At 75.1% G+C, this 3,208-nt stretch carries 5 protein-coding genes and 1 pseudogene; 2 read left to right on the top strand and 4 right to left on the bottom strand.

Annotated features, from left to right (window positions below; translation table 11 throughout):
* A pseudogene (locus tag SACSA_RS21275) lies at positions 1–470 on the top strand (serine/threonine-protein kinase); the annotation flags it as partial.
* A 1-nt stretch (position 471) separates the two neighbouring features.
* On the opposite strand, the gene SACSA_RS21280 reads toward SACSA_RS21275, so the two are convergent.
* From SACSA_RS21280 to SACSA_RS0103300, 4 genes are read right to left on the bottom strand one after another with little or no spacing between them, the layout of a single operon-like run.
* A complete protein-coding gene (locus SACSA_RS21280; protein ID WP_019813458.1) occupies positions 472–984 on the bottom strand; it encodes a hypothetical protein in 513 nt (170 codons plus the stop codon).
* Complete coding sequence (locus SACSA_RS0103290) at positions 981–1,787, bottom strand: metallophosphoesterase family protein (RefSeq protein ID WP_019813459.1); 807 nt, start codon at positions 1,785–1,787, stop codon at positions 981–983. Before SACSA_RS0103290 ends, SACSA_RS21280 begins: the two co-directional genes overlap by 4 nt.
* On the bottom strand, positions 1,784–2,104 hold the full coding sequence (locus tag SACSA_RS0103295; RefSeq protein ID WP_019813460.1) for a BON domain-containing protein: 321 nt from the start codon (positions 2,102–2,104) through the stop codon (positions 1,784–1,786). The genes SACSA_RS0103290 and SACSA_RS0103295 overlap by 4 nt, the downstream gene beginning before the upstream one ends.
* Positions 2,101–2,709 carry a hypothetical protein gene (locus tag SACSA_RS0103300; protein WP_019813461.1) on the bottom strand — a complete coding sequence of 203 codons (609 nt, stop codon included), beginning with the start codon at positions 2,707–2,709 and terminating at the stop codon, positions 2,101–2,103. Before SACSA_RS0103300 ends, SACSA_RS0103295 begins: the two co-directional genes overlap by 4 nt.
* Before the next feature lie 56 nt (positions 2,710–2,765).
* Between SACSA_RS0103300 and SACSA_RS0103305 the strand changes: the two genes are divergently transcribed.
* Entirely contained in the window at positions 2,766–2,957 is a 192-nt protein-coding gene (locus tag SACSA_RS0103305) for a DUF2795 domain-containing protein (RefSeq protein ID WP_019813462.1), read from the top strand.
* Positions 2,958–3,208 lie beyond the last annotated feature (251 nt).

A 3,208-nucleotide genomic window follows, 5' to 3' on the forward strand; every position in this document is an offset into this window, starting at 1 on the left:
CCGCCGGGGCGGACGGCGAGCCGGACACATCCGCGCGGGCAGACGCGGAGGACGCGGGCGACCCGGGCGAGGAAGCCCGCCCGGACGACGCGGAAGATCCGGACGGCGCGGGGGAGGACCCTCCGGCGGTGCGGGACCCGGCGGACGAGCAGCCCGCCGACCCGGTGCGAGCGGTGCGCGAGTACTACGGCCTGCTGCCCGGTGACACCGACGCGGCCTGGCGCCGCCTCGGTCCCACACTGCGCGACCAGGGCCGCGACTCCTACAACACCTTCTGGGCGGGCATCGAGGCGGTGGACATCGTCGGCGGTCCCCGGCGCGCCGCCGACGACGTGGTCGAGGTGACCGTCGACTTCAGCACCCGGGACGGGCGGGTCGTCCGCGAGAAGCACCGGCTGTCCCTGACCGAACACGGCGGGCGGTTGCTGATCGACGACGACGAACTGGTGTCCTCGGCGCCGGGGTCCTGACTCACGAGTCCCCAGGACGCGGCCGGGGCTGGTCCGTGTGCGGTGGCCGCACCTCCGTGCGGTCGAGTTCGTCGAGTGCTCGCTGGACGTCGGCGCACACGTCCTCGCCGTCCGGCGAGCGTCCCCGGAGGGACACGTCCCCGGCGTGGTGCACGGGCACCGCGCCTCCGGCGACCCCGTCCGCTCCGGTCGGCTCCGGGGCCGCGTCGATCAGCACCACCGAGCGCACGGCGCCCGCGTGCCGCCGCAGCAGCCGGCTTGCCGGGTCTTTCTCCGCGCCGCCGGGCAGCACCACGTCGATCGGCCTGCCCAGGGCGTCCGGGTCGCCCAGTAGCCGGCTCGCCTCCGCCAGCGCGTCCGGGGCGGCCAGCCGGCACCACACGACCTGCCGCCGGCGCGCCAGCGGGTCCCACCCCGGAGGCAGTTCCGCCCCTGCCGCCGGTGGGTCGGTCGGATCCAGCACGAGCACGGTGGGGGAGTCCGCGTCGCCTTCCCACACCACGGCGGTCGTCATGGTCGCTCCTCCCCACCGCGGGGCCCGCCGCCACCGGTGAGGCCCGCGCCGGTCTCCTGCCGTTCCCCGTCGCCGTGCGGCGGTCCGTCCGGACCGAGCTGGTACACGGTGTAGGCGGCACGGATCACCGGCTGGGCCACGTTGCGCACCCGCACCCCGCCCGGCGTCACCCCGTGCTCACAGCCGAGGTGGGCGTGCCCGTGCAGCGCCAGGTCGGTGCCGGTGGCGTCCACCGCCTCGCCGAGCTGGTAGGCGCCGAGGAACGGGTAGATCTCCGGCGGTTCACCGTGCAGGGTGTCGGGCACGGGCGCGTAGTGGGTCAGCGCGATCCGCACGTCGCAGTCCAGCGCGGCCAGCGCCGCGCGCAGCGTGTCGGCGATGTCGAGGGTGTGGCCCACGAACGCCTTCATCTCCGGTTCGCCGAACGCGCTCGCGCAGCGACCCTCGAACCCGCCGCCGAAACCCTTCACCCCGGCCACGCCGAGCCGCAGCCCGTTGACCGGCAACACCACGCCGTCGCCTTCCAGCACGCGGATGCCCCCCTCGTCCCGCAGCACCCGGGTGACCTCGGCGACGGCGTCCGCGTGGTGGTCGTGGTTGCCCAGCACCGCCAGCACCGGCAGTCCGAGATCACCGAACTCACGCGCCACGATCGCCGCCTCCTCGGCCGTGCCGTGCCGGGTGAGGTCCCCGGCCAGCACCAGCACGTCGGCCCGGTCGGGCAGGTGCTCCAGCGCGGGGCGCAACCGGCCCCGCGCGTCCGCGCCCAGGTGCACGTCGCCCACCGCGGCCACCCGGATCATCGCAGCACCTCGGGATCTCCGGGTTCGCCCGCTTCGACCACCCGGACGTCGTTGTGCACGGCCAGCGCCGGTTCCCGCTCAAGCAGCACGGTGTCCAGCGACTCCTTGCACGCGGCCGAGGCCACCGACCCGCTCAGGTACACGTGCTCGCCCCGCACGCTGACCTGGATGCCGAGCTCGGCGGTGCGGGTGTCCTCGGCCAGCGTCCTGCGCAGCCGCGCCGCGCGGTACTCCGGCGCCTCACCGTGCCCACCCCGGTACCGCGCGCCCGGGGCGTCCCGGGCGGCGTCGCCGCCGCTGGGGCCGCTGCGGTTCATCGTGACTCCTTCCGCGTCATCGGGATCGCCGCGTCCCGCCGTGGTGCCACGTCGTCGGCGGAGACGACGCCGAGATCGGCGAGCAGGCCCAAGAACGCCCGCGCGTACGGGGAGGACGCGGTCTCGGCGGCCACCGACGGCCAGTCCACCCGCTCCCGCACCGCTCGCGCGACCGGAAGCAGCCCGGTGAGATCGCAGCGGTGCTCGCCCAGCACGAGCAGTTTGTCCACCAGCAGCTCGGTGGCGGGCAGCACGGGCGCCACCGTCGCCCCCACCCGCATCTCCTCGGCGCTGTCGAGCAGCGCCGGGGTCACCGGCCTCCCGTTCGGCCGGAAGATCAGGTCGACCAGGCAGTCGTCGTCGTAGACCTTGGTCAGCCAGTCCTCCGGCGGGTCCACCGGCCGCAGGCCCGCCGCCACGAGCGCCGTGCGCGCCAGCGGCGCGTCCCGCTCGGTCAGGAACACGTCGAGGTCGTGGTCGGAGGCCGGGCCTCCGTGCGCATACACCGCGCAGCCACCGGCGAGCGCGAATCGCACGCCGTGCGACCGCAGCGTGTTGGACACGCGCACCGCGGTCCGGAGTAGCCGATCCTGGTCGAGCCCCACCGTCGCCGGTTACCCGCCGCCCGCGAGGGGTATGCGGCAGGCCGGAGGTGATGACCATGAGCCAACCGAACCCGATCCAGATGCAGAAGTACCTCTCCGGCGTGGACTACCCGTGCAGCCGCGACGATCTCGTCCGCCACGCCCGCGACCAGGGCGCCGACGACGAGGTGCTCGACCACCTGCGCAACATCCCCGACCGCACCTACGACGGCCCGAACGCCGTCAGCGCCGAGTTCTCCCGGAGCTGAGGCCCGCGCGTCCGGGTTCCCCCGTGGCCGCGACTGCGTCCGTCTCGTGACAACGACCCGACCCGCCCTGCGCTGCGCGACCCGCAGCGCTCTTCGGAGGTGAGCATGACCGACCTCGCCGTCGGCCCGAGCACACAGGACACCGACACCGACCGCCACATCCGGATCGACAATCCCGCCGACGGCAGCCCGGTCGGGCGCGTGCCGATGGCGACCCCGGAGGGGGTCGCGGGCGCGGTCGCCGCCGCCCG

The sequence above is a fragment of the Saccharomonospora saliphila YIM 90502 genome (assembly GCF_000383795.1).
GTDB classification, from domain to species: domain Bacteria; phylum Actinomycetota; class Actinomycetes; order Mycobacteriales; family Pseudonocardiaceae; genus Saccharomonospora; species Saccharomonospora saliphila.